The sequence below is a fragment of the Paraburkholderia sp. BL6665CI2N2 genome (assembly GCF_004366535.1).
Taxonomy (GTDB): domain Bacteria; phylum Pseudomonadota; class Gammaproteobacteria; order Burkholderiales; family Burkholderiaceae; genus Paraburkholderia.
This window is the reverse complement of sequence record NZ_SORC01000001.1, coordinates 4,332,079-4,347,709: the sequence shown is the minus strand read 5'-3', so window position 1 is coordinate 4,347,709 and position 15,631 is coordinate 4,332,079. Positions and strand designations below refer to the sequence as shown.

Here is a 15,631-nt window from a genome sequence, read left to right as displayed (position 1 = left end):
ACCTGGATTGGCGTCCAGAATCGAATAGGCGGACAACCGCCGCTTGGCGGTATTTTTTCGTCTGCGCGTCATGTGCTCTCTATGGTCGGGCCTTGACGGGGGAGCGCTCGCGCTCGCCGGTTTCCTATTCGCCGGTACGCCAACCTCGTCTTGCGCCTGGCCACCCCGATTGGCGTCGGGGGCTGGGGTCATCCAACCAGAATAGGAGTCGCCATGCGATCCGTTATCTTCGCTTGCCCCGAGCAAGCCCAATCTCAACTTGAAATCATCCGCGCCGCATTGCGCGCCGCCGCGCTCGCACCGAGCTATCGAGATGCCCTCGACGTGACCGGCGATGCTCTTCGTCGTCTTGCGGAAATCGTCCGAGCGGAGGCGCGCCATGCATAACCAGCCCGACACCCTGTATGGCGAGCATGCGCTTGACACGTTCGAATTCGAGGTCGGCGGCGCGCTTAAGCTGGCAAGCGAGATGGAGCGCGCGCACGCCGTCGCACGCGGCATCGAAGCGACCATTCGGCTCGTGCGCGCAAGTACTGTTCGACGCGATATTGAGCATTCATCCTTCCTTGAACCGGAAGACGAGGACGCCTTGCTTGCGTTAGCGGGACACGCTGCGGGAATGCTGGCCGAGCGCGCCGAGCACTTATCAGACTGGGCTTCTTCTGCCGCTCAGCCCGAACAATGCGCGGGCGAGCTTGCCGACGGCTAAACTAACTCATAGAATTTGGGCATACGGCCAATACGCGTCTTACTCGCAGCCCGCCCGGTGAAAACCGGTGAAAACCGTGCGGGCTTTTGCACGTCCAGCTACCGCAATGGAGTGCAAACATGAGCCGAAGTAGACCCAAAACCCCTATCACGCCGGTGACAACGGCAGTCAGCGAGGCGCAAGACAAGAAAATTTGGCACCGACGCTATCGCCGCGCCGAGAAGCAGCGCATCGACAAGGATCCCGAAGCCGAGCCGCTTTGCGAATCCCACTACTCCGACCCGTGGAAGATGGATAAGGACGGCAAACACTACCGAGAACGCGCAACGGCGAAGATATTTCGGAAGTGAGGTGACCGTTCGACTTCGGCATAAAGCGGATCGCACCATGCCGAATGGCGGCTTCCTCGCGCTCGGGAATCAACCTGCCCGCAAACTCGTGATGATCCTCGTCACCAGGCGATGAATTTTATGCACGCCGTGTGCGCGCGTATGCATGCGCCCGCGTGCCATGCTGAATCAGGCAGCGCAACAGTTGCGATATGGATTCTTGTTCACCGAAGACTGCCGACGAATACGGGTGCTTTTCGACGGACGCCGCGAATCGATTGAAAAACCACGCGAAATCTATGCGCGACGCGGCTTTGGGCTCTTGAGACCATATCGAATGCCGGACTTTTCTTACACGACGTGGGTGCGTGCGCGTGCGGGTGCGCGCGTGCCATATGGCGTTCGGAAACGCAATGCGCACGGTTTGCATTCTGACCTAGATTGTTTGGAAAACGCGCCGCCGTGTCACGGGTACTGGGTGCGAGCATGAAGCCTTCTCAATCATCGAAGACTTCCAAATGAACAATCTGCATCTGCTTGTCGCGCCCGATGCTGGCCTCGTTGAAAAACGTGCTTTTTTCGACGCCGTGAAAAGCAAGGCTTGCGTGCATATGGCGTACCGGGTGGCGTCACTGCGTGCGCAGCTAGCTGACGCCGAGGGTGCGCGTGGCGTCCTGGCCGAGCACATCGCGCTTGGGGTCGTCGAGGAAGTCGCCCTGTGCGAGCGCCTGACCGCTGAGGCGGCAGCACTGGGGCGGCTCGTGTCCGAAGCCCGCGCAGGAAATGCTGCTCTTGATGAATTCATCAAGACGGCGCGCCTTAAATTCGCCCAGCAGACTTGCCAGGCAGTTCGCACCGAACTCGATGTTGGCAACGTCGAAATTCCCGACATCGAAGGGAGGATTCGCGGCTACGAGCGCGCACGCGCCTTGCATCGTGAGCGCCTTCTCGAAGCGGGCTTGGCCGATGGACAGATTGACGGTGCGGACCTGTTGAAACCCAATTCAGAAGAGCTTGCAAGGTGGCGGCGCGACCTCGAAGCAAGGCACGAGCAGGTTCGTCGCGCGAAGGCGTTTATCGCATCCGACCCGTTGTTCGATCTCGACTTGCTCGACGGCGGCGCGCATGCCGTCTGCTGACCGTCTCTCGGGAAGCTCTTCGGGCCGCGTTCTGTCGTCAGACTGGGGCGGACTCAGTTCGAAGCTAATCTGCGTTCTTTACCCTTTGAAGCGGGTCGAAGGCGGCGACGGCTGGACGCAAAGCCGCGACGTCCGCACGCTGTCCGCCAGTGACAATTTCACGGTGGATGACGGCTTCGAAGTGCATTGCCCGATCACGGACGGTCAGCAGGAAATGTCGTTCAACTGGACAAGTCCGTTTGAGGGGGCCGGGGCCGAATCGAAGGCCCCGACCCTCAGTGCGATGCTTCAATCGGGCGCTCTGACGCCACTCATTGATGCGTTCATAAGCAAGCACACCAATTCCACGACCGCCGACAAGGCGCTCGCCACGATCGCACAATCGCAGGGCCGGACCGGCATTACTAAGCTCAACAGCACGCAGACCTTCACGGGGATGCCACCTGTGAAGCTCTCAGTCACGCTGCATTTCCGCGCTATTTCCGATCCGAAAACCGAAGTGCGAGACCCTATTGCCCAACTCGAAGAATGGGCCGTACCGCAACTGCTCGCCAGCGATGGCGTCATTGCCGGAGCGCTGACGACGGGCGGCGACAATGGCGTTTTACAGACGATTTATCCCTCTGTGGTTCCACAGATTCTCGGCATGAAGTACGGCGACATGCTGTATGCGCCGATGGTGATTGAGAGTCTGGGGAAGCCGATTACCAACCCACGCGACGAATCGGGCGTCATGATTTCGTGCAGCGTGCAGGCGACATTATCAAGCCTTGCGGCTTGGGATCGGCGCGATATTCGAGCCCTGTACCTATGAGGTCGGCATGACGACTCCCCTGAGCAGCGCGGATTGGGCGGAAATTGAAGCCGAGTACCGCGCCGGAATGCCCGCAAAGGTGCTGGCGCAGCGCTACAGCATTCGGCCTGGCACGATTCACTCGCGTGCGTGCAAAAAGAAGTGGCGTGAAACCCGCGTGCGCGCTGCCGCACAGACGCAGGCCGAGCGCCTTGAACGCGCCGTGGACCGGCTCGAAACCATTCTGCAACGCGTGCCGAGAGCCAACCCATGACAATCAACGGATACATAAGGCCGCGCGACGGTCTGAAGGCCATTGACCTTACCGAGGAACGGCCCGTGACGACGAAGCGCGAAGCCGCCGACGATGCGGGCATGGCCGCACTACGGGAACCGCTGAAACGTTTCGTGCGCTCCCGCGTAAGCCCCGCCGAACTGGAAGCCTTGCGCTACAGGCTCATTCAGGCTCGCGTCATGAACGGGTTCACCTTCGAAGAGGCGGCGGCGCGGTTCGCGTCGGAAGGGCCTGTGGACGTGGCGCGAATCGAATCGGGCGAGATCCCGACTCCGAAAGACTGGCGTTTTCTCAAGCATACGGCAGAAGCCTACGCCGTGTCGGTGGACTGGCTGCTTGGCCTGTCGCCGAACATGGAGCCCGATGCTGTAGTGCTTCAGCAGCACGCATTGCTGCGTGGCGTCGAAAATATGATGGCTGGGGTCTTGAACCACTTTATCGAGGCCGGGGTACGCACGGCGCGCGAAACCCGGATCGGACCAGACGAGGTGGATGGCTTGCTCGATGCGATCGATGTGGTTGCGACACGGTTCAAGAAGTTTGCCGCTCAGGAAGGCTTTGAGGACTACGCCGGTGGCGCACCCGTACTGGCCGCAATACAGTCACTCGCCGCCAGTGTCGGACCGCTGCGGCGCATGCGTGGGCAGTTTCACGAATTCCGGCAGATTGTCGATGCAGTCGCAGCGGGGCGTTTAATGCCGGTTCCGGGCTTGGACGAATATTTCCTGAATGACTCGGAGACCATGTGAAAGCAGATTCAAACGGACTTCTCATCTCCGACAAGCCGGTGAGCGTCGAAGCGCTCACGCGTGGTCTCGGCGGCGTGCGTTCGGACACGAGCGCAATCCTCGCGATCCTGAAAAGCGGCGCGCGGCAGGCAGTACAGGCCCGCCAGCGCGTGATCAGTAGCAGCTCGGCGGCGCGCCGCTCACAGGCCAGTCGCGGCCTGCAAAGGGCTCGCGCGGTCCTGCCGTGCCCCTCCCTTCTGCGCAGAAGACCGATGACGGCAAGAGTCTTCCACGCATCGCCAACGCCTCTCGCGCGAACGCGACGAGCGTGGTCGCTTCATGGCGGAGCCGAAAGCGGAACTGACGGCGGTTGCGAAGGCTATCGACCCGATGACGCGGCAGCGGGCCACTGAGCATGCGCAAAAGGCCCGCGAAAAAGATGCGCACGCGCGAACCGCGCGCACGACCCCGAATGCCTATCAGGGCCGCGACAAGCGTGGCCGCTTCGTCGGCGGGGTGGTTCGGGCAGTTCAGGCGGCGGCTCCGATGGCGAGGGCGGCGGGATTCCTCGGCGTGCGAGCGGCGAGAGCCTCTTTGCGCGGATGAAAACCTTCTTCACCGGGCTCAAGATGCCGACCGTCAGTACGGGACACTTTGATGTTACTTGTTCACGCGCTCGTTCGAGCGGGGCGGCGTCGCCACATTAAGATGCAGAAGTCTGGACTTGATTTGACAGACGGTGTCAGTCGTCGGTCTCAGTTCGGCCACCTTCAGTCGTTCGTCGTAGCCGCCGCCGAGACGTTCGAATGCCTGTTCCTCTCTAAAACTGGACGCAAGACTAATCATCCCTGCGTTCGTCCACGGCTTCCCGTTGACCACGAACGAGGATTAGCTAAAAGCGGCAATCCGGATACGTTCGTGAAAGCTATGCAACATCCCGGGATTAAACGTTCACAGACTGCTGAGAACATTGGGCTAGAATGCGGGTCCGGGGCGCGAGCGCGCCGTAGGAGAACAACTAGACATGTCCCAGCCTCGCTCAAACTTTGCGCATCTGGCGCGCCTGCAGGAAGACTTGGCCGTTCTCGGGGCAGCTGCCGAGCGGTACTTCGTCGACGATCCCAATACGAGTTTGCTAAAGCTGCGCCAGTTCGGCGAGGCGATGGCGCAGCAGGTCGCGGCGCGCGTCGGCATTTATGTCGCTGACGAAGACAATCAGGCCGCGTTACTGTCGCGACTCAAGGGCGGCGGCTGGCTCCCCCGCGATACCGCGGATTTGTTTCATTGGCTCCGCAAGGCCGGTAACGAGGCGGTCCATCAGTTCTCCGGTGACCATCGCGCCGCGCTGCAGGGCCTCAAGGTCGCGACGCAACTCGGCTTCTGGTTTCATCGCGCGTTCGTTAATGCGGATTTCAAGGGCGGCGCGTTCATCCCTCCCGCTGCTCCGGTTGATGAATCCACCGCGCTGAAGGCGGAGCTAGCGGAGCTCCAGCAGAAGTTCCAGGAGCAAGCGGGGCAGGTGCAGACTGCGCAGCAACTCGCCGCGCAGGCCAAGGAAGAAGCGAAGCTTTGGGAGTCCCTCGCGACCGACGGGAGCCAGACGGTCGAAGCGCTCGAAAGCAAGCTCGCGCAGTTGCAGTCAGACTCGGCGGCGCAGCTAGCCGAATTGCAGGCCAAGGCCGTGGAGCAGCCGAAGGAGCAGTTGGTCCAGCTGCAAAAGCAAGCCGACAACGCCGCGAGCCTGATCCATCTCGACGAGAAGGCCACGCGCGAGCTTATCGACCAGCAACTTCGCGACGCGGGTTGGGAAGCTGACTCAGTTACGCTGCGCTACAGCGCGGGCACGCGTCCGGAGCCGAATCGCTACCTTGCCATCGCCGAGTGGCCCACGGCGAGCGGCCCCGCGGATTACGCGCTCTTCATTGGCGCGGAGTGCGTTGCAATGGTCGAGGCCAAGCGCGGCGCGAAGAACGTCGTCTCGGCAATCGACCAAGCCAAGCGGTATGCGAAGGACGCGCTGGATGAGGCGAACGCGCCACTGCCCACGCAGTGGGGCCAGTTCCGCGTCCCGCTCGTGTTCGCGACCAACGGTCGCCCGTTCCAGCAGCAGTTCGCCGAAGTGAGTGGCATCTGGTTCTGCGACCTACGCCGCCCGACCAATCATCGCAAGACACTTAGCGGTTGGTGGACGCCGGGTGGCGTGCGCGAGTTACTCAAGCAAGACATCGACGGCGCAGAAGCCAAGCTCGACAGCTTGGCATTCAGCTACGGCTTCCCGCTGCGCGACTATCAGCGGCGCGCGATAGTCGCGACCGAGGGCGCCATCAAGGAAGGCAAGCAGAGCATTTTGCTCGCGATGGCAACGGGGACGGGCAAGACGAAGACTTGCATTGCGCTCGTGTACCGGCTGCTCAAGGCCCAACGCTTCCGGCGCATTCTATTCCTCGTCGATCGGTCTGCGCTCGGGGAGCAGGCCGCGAATGCGTTCAAGGAAACGCAGATGGAGTCGCTCCAGCGCTTCGCCGATGTTTTCGGGATCAAGGAGATTGACGATCAACAGCCCGAGGCTGATACGAAAGTGCATATCGCGACCGTGCAGGGTCTCGTCCAGCGCGTGCTTTATTCGGACGAAGGCGGCTTGCCGGTCGATTCCTATGACTGCATCGTTGTCGATGAATGCCATCGGGGCTATTTGCTCGATCGAGAGATGAGCGATGTGGAGGTGCAGTTTCGCGATCAGGGCGATTACATCTCGAAGTACCGACGCGTGCTCGATCACTTCGACGCAGTGAAGATTGGGCTCACCGCGACGCCCGCGCTACACACGACCGAAATTTTCGGCTTGCCCGTTTTCGTCTATTCTTACCGGGAGGCCGTGCTCGACGGGCACCTCATCGACCATGATCCTGCGTTGCGCATTCGCACCAGCCTGAGCGACAGCGGCATTCACTACAAACCGGGCGAGCAGGTTCAGTTTTACAACGCGGGCACGCAGCAGATGGACTTGTTCCAGACGCCCGATGAACTGAACTTCGATGTCGCACACTTCAACCGCAAGGTCATTACTGAAGCATTCAACAAGACGGTTTGCGATGCGCTCGCGGACTATCTAAATCCCGCAGGGCCAGACAAGACGCTCATTTTTTGCGCGACCGATGTGCATGCGGATATGGTTGTGCGGCTGCTGAAAGACGCGTTCGAAGCCAAGGGCATCGAGATCGAAGATGACGCGGTGCTCAAAATCACTGGCGCGGCAGACAAGCCCTTGCAACTCATCCGACGCTACCGCAACGAGGCGCTTCCAGTAATTGCGGTGACCGTGGATCTCCTCACGACCGGCATCGACGTGCCGTCGATCAGCAACCTCGTTTTCTTGCGCCGGGTCAATAGCCGGATTCTGTACGAACAGATGCTTGGGCGCGCGACGCGCCGATGCGACGAGATCGAGAAAGAAGTCTTCCGCATCTTCGATGCCGTGGACCTCTATGCGAACCTCGAAGCCCTGAACAGCATGAAGCCCGTTGTGCAGAATCCGAACATCGGGTTCGCGCAGCTGGCGAAAGAAATTGCCGACCATCCTGACGAGCCCATAGCGGAGCGCGCGCGGGAGCAGTTGCTCGCGAAGTGGCAGCGCAAAACGCGACATCTCACTGAGACACAGACCAACGCGCTCAAACACGCGGGCTGCGATCCGCAAGACTTCGCGCAGTTCATCAGAACCGCCGACATCAAGAAGCTCGCGGAATGGTGGACGAACAACGTTGGCCTTGGCGAGACTCTCGATCGCAAGCGCGACGTGCCGGCGGATCCTCTTGTGATATCTTCCCACCAGGATTCGCTCGTTGACGTGTCCCCGGTATATGGTCGGCCCGAGGACTATCTCGAACGCTTCGCGCAGTTTGTGAAGGAAAACAGCAACACCTTGCCCGCACTAATGGCCGTGGTGCAGCGTCCGCGCGAACTGACGCGCCGGGATTTGAGGGAGCTTGTGGTCGCGCTCGATCGCGCGGGCTTCAACGAAAACTCGCTCACGCATGCGTGGGCGCAGAAATCGAATCACGAGATCGCGGCGCGTGTGCTGGGCTTTGTGCGGCAGGCCGCGCTCGGCGACGCGCTCATCCCGTTCGACCAGCGCGTAGACGCTGCCGTGCATCGCGTGATCCGTGACCGCAAACTACCTCCGATGCAGCAAGACTGGCTCAAGCGCATCGCGAAGCAGATCAAAGCCAACATCGTCCTCGATGATGTTTCCATTAACGAAGGCCCTTTCGGGCAGCAGGGCGGCTTCAAGCGCCTGAACCAAATTTTCGAGCAGCAACTCCCCGAAGTGCTGGCAGATATGAATGAAGCCATCTGGCAGCAAGCCGCTGCCAACTAAAAGAGAATTGATTGATGAGCAATATCACTACTGACATTGTCGCGAAGCTGTGGAACCTGTGTAACGTCCTGCGCGACGATGGAGTGACCTACCATGAGTATGTGACCGAGCTGACATACTTGCTGTTCCTCAAAATGGCCAAGGAAACCGGCACCGAAGATAAGCTGCCGGAGGGGTATCGCTGGGATGACCTCGAAAGCAAGGCTGCGCCAGAACGGCTCGAAGCCTATAAGGTCATGCTCATTCACCTTGGCACGCACGGCTCCCTAATCACCAAAGAGATTTTTGCTAACGCGAGTTCTTTCATCAAGTATCCGACGACGTTGACGGCGCTAATCACAGCCATCGATGCAATTGATTGGTATTCGGCAAGGACTGAGGGGCTTGGCGATCTCTACGAAGGCTTGCTGGAGAAGAACGCCGGTGAGAAGAAGTCTGGCGCGGGACAGTACTTCACCCCGCGCGTGCTCATCGACAGCATCGTGGACCTAATGCAGCCGAAGTTGGGGGAGGTGATTCAAGACCCTGCTGCGGGCACGGGAGGCTTTCTAATTGCCGCGAATCACTTTATTCGCGAGCACAACGACATCGAATCACTCGACCAAGCGGCCTACAAAAAGTACCGGCTGCAGTTTCACGGCATGGAGCTAGTGCAGGACACGCATCGGCTAGGGCTGATGAATTTGATGCTGCATGATCTTGAGTCAGGAGAAACTAGCGGCATCCGTTACGGCGACACGCTCTCGAGCGAAGGTCAGCAACTGCCGAAGGCGGATCTGATCCTCACGAATCCCCCGTTCGGAACCAAGAAGGGCGGAGGTCTGCCGACGCGGGACGACTTCACGTACCCGACGAGCAATAAGCAGCTTGCATTCCTGCAGCACATCTATCGTGCACTCAAACCAGTTGGTCGTGCAGCGGTGGTGCTACCCGACAACGTGCTTTTCGAATCTAACATTGGCGCGGACATTCGCCGCGATCTTATGGAGAAGTGCAATCTGCATACGATCTTGCGTTTGCCGACGGGCATCTTCTACGCGCAAGGCGTGAAGACAAACGTTCTCTTTTTCACTCGCGGTAAGACCGAGAAGGGCAACACGGCTGGCGTGTGGGTCTATGACCTCCGCGCAAACATGCCGCAGTTTGGCAAGCGCACGCCGTTGACGCGCGCCCATTTCGCAGACTTCGAGAAAGCGTACGGCGACGCGCCGGATGGTAGCGTCGCGCGAATCGACACTGGCGAGGAAGGCCGTTTCAGATACTTCTCGCGCGAGGACATCGCCAGGCGCGGTGATAGCCTTGATATTGCTTGGCTCAAGGATGAAAGCGACGGCGTGAATGGCGAGATCGAAAAACCCGAGGTACTGGCGCAGGAAGCAATCGATGAGCTCGAAGGCGCGCTCAATGAACTGCGCGCTTTGATGGATGAACTTGGTGTGGAGGCTGTCGAGGAATGAGCGAGCTTCCGAGCGGATGGACATATGCACGCGTTGAGCAATTGACAGAGCTGAATCCCAAGAACGCCTTGGGTGATGACGATGCGGCTGGCTTTGTGCCTATGCCTTTGATGGCGACAGGGTACCTCGAACAGGTAAGGTTTGAGAAGCGTCCTTGGGGCGAAATTAAGAAGAGCTATACGCACTTCGCTGACGGGGACGTGGTGTTAGCGAAAATCACACCTTGTTTCGAAAACGGAAAAGGTGGCATTCCCTTTGGACTACCAAACGGCATCGGTGCCGGAAGCTCAGAGTACTTTGTACTTCGACCTAGTAGCGCAGTTTTAGCCAAATACCTCTTTGCGTATCTGAAAACCGCCAGCTTTTTGAAAGAGGGCGAAATCAATATGACGGGGTCTGTGGGTCACAAGCGCGTTCCCAAAGACTTTCTCTTGCGGAAAACCCTACCCTTAGCCCCCCTCCCCGAACAAAAGCGCATCGCCGACAAGCTCGACGCGGTGTTGGCGCGTGTGGATGCTGCGCGTGTCAGGCTAGATCGCGTTCCCGCAGTGCTTAAGCACTTTCGTCGAGTGATTTTGTCCGCGGCCACATCGGGCAATCTTCAAGGTGAGTTGCAAACGGCCGATGCGCGAAGAAACGGTTGGATAGCCTGTAGCTTGGGAACGGTCGCAGAGGTTGGAACGGGCTCCACCCCTCTGCGCTCCAATGAGTCGTTTTACGCGGTCACAGGCACTCCTTGGATAACAAGCTCCGCGACCTCCCAGCGAGCAGTCACGCAAGCAGAAGAATTCGTGACCGGAGAGGCGATAAAAGCACATAGACTCAAGATTTATCCTGTTGGCACGCTGCTGGTTGCCATGTACGGAGAAGGCAAAACGCGAGGTCAGGTCACAGAGTTGGCGATTCCTGCGGCGATTAACCAGGCGTGTGCAGCTGTGCGCGTCGATGAGAAAAGAGCTGATCGACGCTTTGTTAGATTAATTCTAGAGGCTAACTATTTTGAGATGCGTGAGTTAGCCGAAGGCGGAAATCAGCCAAATCTGAACCTCTCAAAAATTAAGAACTTCCCGCTAACTCTTCCATCACTCGAAGCACAAAGGAAAATTATTCAGCGCGTCGAGTCACTTTTCGCCGTCGCCGACAGGATTCAAGCGCAGTACGAGCGCGCCGTCGAGCGTCTCGAAAAGCTCACGCCCGCGCTCTTGGCAAAAGCCTTCCGCGGTGAACTCGTCCCACAAGACCCCAACGATGAGCCCGCGGAGAAGTTGCTTCAACGACTGAAGGCACAGACTGACTTGCTCGCGTCAGCCGGAAAGCGCGCGAAGCGATCAGCGAAAGCTTTAGTCGACTAAGGGCCTCGATGATGCCGCGCGACGTTCGCTAACCTCCCGTCGCTGCGGTTCTGTAGATCCACAACCGTGCGACGAATTGTCGGTTCGATCACGGCGCTTGATATTGGCATAGTTCAAATGCAACAAGGGCGCCGCATTGCTGCAGCTGGCACTTCGGACGGACAGGACGGACGGACAGGATGGGCGCAGATCTGCCGACGGAGCAGACGCGCGAATGACCGTTGCACTTTGAGAATAGACGGCTGGGCGTTCTACTGTTGAACGGCAGAGACGGGTCGGCTACGGTCCGACGCGAGTCGACCTTTGGTGAACAACCTAGGCAATCAGCATCGGACCGTGACCGGCCAACTACGGACACCCATTAGCCGGCCGGAGTCAAGGGCAAAAAAAGTACGTCGCAAACAGTTGCGTCAATTCAGAGTGACAACAGCGCGTCACCTTCATTCGTGCAAACACTAACCGCGCCCGTTTTCTCAGTCGTTGGTTGCGAACCGAATCGCACCAGACACCCGTCGGGATCAAGCCTGTCGCATTGCTTCGCGACTGCCCTGGCGGCAGTTGCCGCCCCAGAGAAACTTTGGTGCCAGGCCATGTCCAGGGGGGTGTTTGCATTCCCTGTGGCTATCGCCATGACGACGACGCCAGTCCTTTGATGGCTCACGGCCTGGGCGATTCAGTGTTCTGCATCCGTTCAGATGGCGCAAGGGCGGCGTCCAAATCATTCGAGTGGTTTCACACCAGTCCGTTGTCCTGGCTCGCCGCCCCTGGCCAAACCGTTACCCGAAACACAGGTGCACATCGAAGGGCTTCTGGTCTCGCAGCATGTGGTAGCACGCCCGCGCGAGCTTGTGTGCCAGAGCCTTGATCGCCAGGACACGGTTCGTCCTGCTCTTCTTGCGATCGTAAAAGCTTCTGGCCTGCGGGCAGTAACGCATCGCGAAGTTGGCCGCCTCGACAAACGCCCACGCAAGATACTTGTTGCCGTTCCTGGTATTGCCTTCACCCTTCTTCCTGCCGTTACTCTCCCTCAAGCTGTCAACACAGCGACAGTAGGAACTGAAGTTGCCGACCTGGGCAAAGCGGCTGATCGATCCGGTCTCGAGCATGATCGTGGTCGCGAGCGTGTCGCCGATGCCCGGCACCGTCCTGAGCAGGCGGTACTCGGCACGCAGGCTCACGCGTTCCCGCAGTCGCTTCTCCAGCGCCTCAATTTGCTGCCCCAGCGCCTGGCTGACCGCGCGGTTGGCCTCCACGGCCAGCGCGACATCGGGCGTAAATGCAAATTCATCGACCTGGCCGGCTGTCAGCCGTTTGACTGCCTCGCCATTTATTCTGCTGCCCGTCTGCCGCATCAGGATGCCCTCGATCGAAAGGATCTGCGCGGTGCGATAGCGCACCAGTTGCATGCGCTTGCGTGCCAGGTCGCGTGCGCCGCGTTCTTCGCGCGGATAGACATAGCCCTCGGGCAGCAACCCGAGCCTCAGCAGCTGGGCCAGATAGGCCGCATCGGCGAAATCGCCGCTGTGCTTGAGTCCGTCGTATTTCCTGATGGCAGCAGGATGGGCGAGGTGTACCCGGTAGCCTGTGTCCATCAGCCCATCCGCCAGCCAGTACCAGTTGTACGTGCTCTCGACGACCACACCCGCCAGTTCGTGCTGGTACGGCTCAAGCGCCGCCGCGATCTGCGTGAGCTCGTTTGGCAAGCGTTTCTGGTACACCATCCGGTCGTTCTCGTCGCTGACGATCACCACGCAGTTGTTCGAATGCAGGTCTATGCCACAATAATTCATGTCGGTCTCCGCAGGGTCAAAGTGCGTTTCGCAAACTGACTTTAACCCTCGTCGCATAACCGCGGCGAGGAGGCCGGCTACATGATCATCATTCGACATCGGCTCTCAGACGGTCGACAATCAACGCCGTTTTCCAGTCACAACCGGGTGCAAGGAGCGATCAGCCGGTACGGGCTAAACTTCGGGCGGCGAATTGCCGTTAAGCCGAGGTGCCGATAATAATAGCGAGGGAACGCAATGAAACTGATAGTCCTATGCGGCGCAGTGCTCGCACTTGCCGGTTGCACTGACACGGGACCGATAAAAGTCGGTCCTGACACTTACACGATTTCCACGCGTGTTCCGTTCGGCGGTCCTGCTTCGGCCAAGGGTCAAGCCCTGACGGAGGCGAATGCCTTTTGTGAGTCGAAGACCCGGGAAATCCTGCTCGATCACGAACAGTCAAGCGAATGCGCGTTGCACGGCGGTTGCGGCGAAGCTGAAATCACTTTCTATTGCCTAAGGCCCGACGACCCGCAGCTTCAACGCCCGAAGTTCAGGGCCGAAGCGAATCAGCGTATCGAAATCCAACAGAAGTAGCTGATCTCCCCGAAAACAGAACAATGAAAAAGACCTGCACTGCGATGCTCGTTCTCGCTTGTTTAACCACAGCGTGTTCGAGCACGGGCGTCGTGCCGATGGACGGTGATACGTACACAGTATCCAAGCGAAGTGCGCAAGTCGGATTCGGTCCCGCTGACGGGCCGAAAGCTGACATATACCGCGAGGCAAACGACTTCTGCGGGAAACAAGGTAAAAAGGTCCAAACCGTGTCATTGCAAATGAGCGATTCCGGGTTCGCCAAACCCGCCAGCGCTTCGTTGCAATTCCGCTGTATGTAAGAGACGAAACGGCCTGAAAATGCCTCTTATGAAGGAGGCTGAGTGTCTTTATCAGGTCGAACTGTGCCGCTCACCAGTCGTCTTAGTTCGGCCAAGAGCCGTCGGTCGAGGCCTCCATCCAATCTGAATAACCAAGGCCGCGTCCGTCCCCGCTCAATGGCCGGTTTCCGGCCAGCAAATTACCAGTCGTACTGCCTCAACGCGGCCAAGTTCTGCCACTCGTGCGCAACCTAGACCGGTCACTCGAATGGCTGATCTGCATCCGAAACCTGCCAAATCGGACTTGAGCGTCGCGGTCTCGCGCGAGACCGCGACAATTTCGTGAAAAAATTTGGTCACAATTCTGGCTGAACACCGCCTACCCGACCTCGTCCTGTACGGTTTTACGGTTTGCTCATTACGCCCTCACCGGAAGCCGTGGTGGTAAGGAAAGAGCGGCGAAGTGTAGCGTGCGTGCTCCCGTTAGAAGCTTTCCCGTTCGGAATGAGCAAAACGGATCACTGCGAGAGGAGCGATTCTCATTGCTGCGCGGCAGTCGCTCGCGCTATTGGGAAAACGCATGGCTGAACGCCTTGCGTCTGAACGCACTGGACAGCTTTCAATAGGTCGAACTTGTCAGTTACCATAAAAAAACCCGCTATAACGAGCACGACAATGAACCAAAACGTGTGCTTTCGGAGTTTCCAAAGAAACACGATAGCGACAGCAGCCAACAAAAAAAACTTAACTCGCGGTTCCATATGTTCGTTTGCTTCCCTACGTTGTTTTTCAGTCAAAGAGCGATCCAATCCGTAACGCCGAAACGTAATAACGGCGACGGAGGCAGAAACTTGAATGATGTTGAGTTGTATGCGTGGTACCCCGACCATGGGCGACGCGGTGTGCGGTATCCTGTCGACGGAACAAACCCATTGGGGACTTGTAGTGGGCCGGCAACGGCCCGTCACCGGAGATCGCACATGACTAACACTTTGCCCAACGAGCCAATGAAGACATATTCCCAGACCATTGAACACCTTGTGAAAAATGGTCAGACCGATTGGTATGGGGGCGAGGAAAATCTTGTGCCCGATGAAATTCCTATCGCTTCGGAGGACCAGCAGGCCATTCAGATGATCGCGTTTGTTTTCGGCAAGGACGATAAGCAAGTGCGTAAGGACGTGATCAGCGCTGCCGAAACTGAAGTGACTGGGACCCTCTTCAACGAAGCGGAAGTCACGTCGGCTATCGCCCACATCATTCATCTCGAAGATAACCCGCCGAGCGGCGACTGATCTCGCTCTTGGGCGAGTACTACGTATTCCCGGGTGAAGTTTGAGTGCCCGTTGCATGTGTCATTCGGCATGTTTGGCACATGCGCCTGCTAGAGTTCGGGTAGGGGACTAGGTACACAAGTCATTTGGCTGGTGCGCGCCTGCTTCGCGCGTCCGGCCGACACTCACACGCGGAGCGCCTTCATTTGGACCCACTGCGTATCTCCCGGGCGAAGGCATTGCCAGTACGTCCAACCATTCACGGGGGTCTTCGTTACAACGTTGGCAGCTGCAGACGGAGACGTGTATTCGACGCCGTCGTACAGGAGCGCTCCGTTTTTGACCTCAGCTTGATATTCCTTGCCCTTGAATGGCGCTCTGAACTTCGTTCCCGCTGGGAACGACACGCCTTTGCAAACCCGTGCTGGCTCATCACTCGACGGCTGACTGACAACAACCATTGTCGGCAACCCGAGAAGCTTCCTTAGCACATCGTTTTCAGTCTGGTCCTCGGACATACGTAGGTT

The 15,631-nt window shown here is 58.6% G+C and carries 14 protein-coding genes; 13 read left to right on the top strand and 1 reads right to left on the bottom strand.

The window, feature by feature from the left end:
* Positions 1 to 213 precede the first annotated feature (213 nt).
* From B0G81_RS43720 to B0G81_RS19300, 11 genes are all read left to right on the top strand, one after another.
* Positions 214 to 387 carry a hypothetical protein gene (locus B0G81_RS43720; protein ID WP_166679033.1) on the top strand — a complete coding sequence of 58 codons (174 nt, stop codon included), beginning with the start codon at positions 214 to 216 and terminating at the stop codon, positions 385 to 387.
* Complete coding sequence (locus B0G81_RS19345; protein WP_166679032.1) at positions 335 to 709, top strand: hypothetical protein; 375 nt, start codon at positions 335 to 337, stop codon at positions 707 to 709. Before B0G81_RS43720 ends, B0G81_RS19345 begins: the two co-directional genes overlap by 53 nt.
* 119 nt (positions 710 to 828) lie before the next feature.
* Positions 829 to 1,059 carry a hypothetical protein gene (locus tag B0G81_RS19340; protein ID WP_134138028.1) on the top strand — a complete coding sequence of 77 codons (231 nt, stop codon included), beginning with the start codon at positions 829 to 831 and terminating at the stop codon, positions 1,057 to 1,059.
* Positions 1,060 to 1,556: 497 nt separating this feature from the next.
* Positions 1,557 to 2,177 carry a hypothetical protein gene (locus B0G81_RS19335; protein ID WP_134138027.1) on the top strand — a complete coding sequence of 207 codons (621 nt, stop codon included), beginning with the start codon at positions 1,557 to 1,559 and terminating at the stop codon, positions 2,175 to 2,177.
* The gene (locus B0G81_RS19330; protein WP_134138026.1) at positions 2,164 to 2,991 is read left to right on the top strand and encodes a hypothetical protein; all 828 of its coding nucleotides are present in this window, start codon (positions 2,164 to 2,166) and stop codon (positions 2,989 to 2,991) included. Before B0G81_RS19335 ends, B0G81_RS19330 begins: the two co-directional genes overlap by 14 nt.
* A 7-nt stretch (positions 2,992 to 2,998) precedes the next feature.
* A complete protein-coding gene (locus B0G81_RS19325) occupies positions 2,999 to 3,244 on the top strand; it encodes a hypothetical protein (protein ID WP_134138025.1) in 246 nt (81 codons plus the stop codon).
* A complete protein-coding gene (locus B0G81_RS19320) occupies positions 3,241 to 4,014 on the top strand; it encodes a hypothetical protein (protein ID WP_134138024.1) in 774 nt (257 codons plus the stop codon). The genes B0G81_RS19325 and B0G81_RS19320 overlap by 4 nt, the downstream gene beginning before the upstream one ends.
* A 318-nt stretch (positions 4,015 to 4,332) precedes the next feature.
* Positions 4,333 to 4,599 carry a hypothetical protein gene (locus B0G81_RS19315; RefSeq protein WP_134138023.1) on the top strand — a complete coding sequence of 89 codons (267 nt, stop codon included), beginning with the start codon at positions 4,333 to 4,335 and terminating at the stop codon, positions 4,597 to 4,599.
* A 418-nt stretch (positions 4,600 to 5,017) separates the two neighbouring features.
* Positions 5,018 to 8,371 carry a type I restriction-modification system endonuclease gene (gene hsdR, locus B0G81_RS19310; RefSeq protein WP_134138022.1) on the top strand — a complete coding sequence of 1,118 codons (3,354 nt, stop codon included), beginning with the start codon at positions 5,018 to 5,020 and terminating at the stop codon, positions 8,369 to 8,371.
* A gap of 14 nt (positions 8,372 to 8,385) precedes the next feature.
* Positions 8,386 to 9,828 (top strand): N-6 DNA methylase, encoded by a 1,443-nt coding sequence (locus B0G81_RS19305; RefSeq protein ID WP_134138021.1) that lies wholly within the window; start codon positions 8,386 to 8,388, stop codon positions 9,826 to 9,828.
* On the top strand, positions 9,825 to 11,180 hold the full coding sequence (locus B0G81_RS19300) for a restriction endonuclease subunit S (protein ID WP_134138020.1): 1,356 nt from the start codon (positions 9,825 to 9,827) through the stop codon (positions 11,178 to 11,180). Before B0G81_RS19305 ends, B0G81_RS19300 begins: the two co-directional genes overlap by 4 nt.
* A gap of 776 nt (positions 11,181 to 11,956) precedes the next feature.
* On the opposite strand, the gene B0G81_RS19295 is transcribed toward B0G81_RS19300, so the two are convergent.
* Entirely contained in the window at positions 11,957 to 12,970 is a 1,014-nt protein-coding gene (locus tag B0G81_RS19295; RefSeq protein WP_134138019.1) for an IS110 family transposase, read from the bottom strand.
* A 264-nt stretch (positions 12,971 to 13,234) separates the two neighbouring features.
* Between B0G81_RS19295 and B0G81_RS19290 the strand changes: the two genes are divergently transcribed.
* The gene (locus B0G81_RS19290) at positions 13,235 to 13,549 is read left to right on the top strand and encodes a hypothetical protein (RefSeq protein ID WP_208328543.1); all 315 of its coding nucleotides are present in this window, start codon (positions 13,235 to 13,237) and stop codon (positions 13,547 to 13,549) included.
* Positions 13,550 to 14,810: 1,261 nt separating this feature from the next.
* Positions 14,811 to 15,125, top strand: a complete 315-nt coding sequence (locus B0G81_RS19280) for a hypothetical protein (RefSeq protein ID WP_134138018.1) — start codon at positions 14,811 to 14,813, stop codon at positions 15,123 to 15,125.
* Positions 15,126 to 15,631: the final 506 nt, after the last annotated feature.

Excerpts from the sequence above, each read along its gene's own strand:
- B0G81_RS43720 (WP_166679033.1), top strand. The coding sequence starts at position 214 with ATGCGATCCGTTATCTTCGCTTGCCCCGAGCAAGCCCAATCTCAACTT.
- B0G81_RS19345 (WP_166679032.1), top strand. The coding sequence starts at position 335 with ATGCTCTTCGTCGTCTTGCGGAAATCGTCCGAGCGGAGGCGCGCCATG.
- B0G81_RS19340 (WP_134138028.1), top strand. The coding sequence starts at position 829 with ATGAGCCGAAGTAGACCCAAAACCCCTATCACGCCGGTGACAACGGCA.
- B0G81_RS19335 (WP_134138027.1), top strand. The coding sequence starts at position 1,557 with ATGAACAATCTGCATCTGCTTGTCGCGCCCGATGCTGGCCTCGTTGAA.
- B0G81_RS19330 (WP_134138026.1), top strand. The coding sequence starts at position 2,164 with ATGCCGTCTGCTGACCGTCTCTCGGGAAGCTCTTCGGGCCGCGTTCTG.
- B0G81_RS19325 (WP_134138025.1), top strand. The coding sequence starts at position 2,999 with ATGACGACTCCCCTGAGCAGCGCGGATTGGGCGGAAATTGAAGCCGAG.
- B0G81_RS19320 (WP_134138024.1), top strand. The coding sequence starts at position 3,241 with ATGACAATCAACGGATACATAAGGCCGCGCGACGGTCTGAAGGCCATT.
- B0G81_RS19315 (WP_134138023.1), top strand. The coding sequence starts at position 4,333 with ATGGCGGAGCCGAAAGCGGAACTGACGGCGGTTGCGAAGGCTATCGAC.
- hsdR (WP_134138022.1), top strand. The coding sequence starts at position 5,018 with ATGTCCCAGCCTCGCTCAAACTTTGCGCATCTGGCGCGCCTGCAGGAA.
- B0G81_RS19305 (WP_134138021.1), top strand. The coding sequence starts at position 8,386 with ATGAGCAATATCACTACTGACATTGTCGCGAAGCTGTGGAACCTGTGT.
- B0G81_RS19300 (WP_134138020.1), top strand. The coding sequence starts at position 9,825 with ATGAGCGAGCTTCCGAGCGGATGGACATATGCACGCGTTGAGCAATTG.
- B0G81_RS19295 (WP_134138019.1), bottom strand. The coding sequence starts at position 12,970 with ATGAATTATTGTGGCATAGACCTGCATTCGAACAACTGCGTGGTGATC.
- B0G81_RS19280 (WP_134138018.1), top strand. The coding sequence starts at position 14,811 with ATGACTAACACTTTGCCCAACGAGCCAATGAAGACATATTCCCAGACC.